Source organism: Novosphingobium sp. YAF33, assembly GCF_052113265.1.
Classification (GTDB): domain Bacteria; phylum Pseudomonadota; class Alphaproteobacteria; order Sphingomonadales; family Sphingomonadaceae; genus Novosphingobium.
This window is the reverse complement of record NZ_JBFRCW010000055.1, coordinates 1-419: the sequence shown is the minus strand read 5'-3', so window position 1 is coordinate 419 and position 419 is coordinate 1. Positions and strand designations below refer to the sequence as shown.

1 rRNA gene is annotated in these 419 nt (G+C 50.2%); it reads right to left on the bottom strand.

Annotated features, from left to right (window positions below):
• Positions 1–419: ribosomal RNA gene (locus tag AB4Z00_RS26590) — 23S ribosomal RNA — on the bottom strand; the annotation flags it as partial.

Genomic DNA, 419 nt, shown 5'->3' with positions numbered 1-419 from the left:
GGCTCTGACTATTTGTAGGCACACGGTTTCAGGATCTCTTTCACTCCCCTTCCGGGGTGCTTTTCACCTTTCCCTCACGGTACTGGTTCACTATCGATCACTAGGGAGTATTTAGCCTTGGGAGATGGTCCTCCCAGATTCCGACGGAATTTCACGTGTTCCGCCGTACTCAGGATACATTCAAGAGAGAACGAAGTTTCGACTACGGGGTTGTTACCCTCTACGACGGACCTTTCCAGGTCGCTTCGTCTACCTCGTTCCTTTGTAACTCCGTATAGAATGTCCTACAACCCCAASARGCAAGCYTSTTGGTTTGGGCTMTGTTCCGTTTCGCTCGCCGCTACTCAGGAAATCGCATTTGCTTTCTCTTCCTCCAGGTACTTAGATGTTTCAGTTCCCTGGGTCTGTCTTCCTTACCC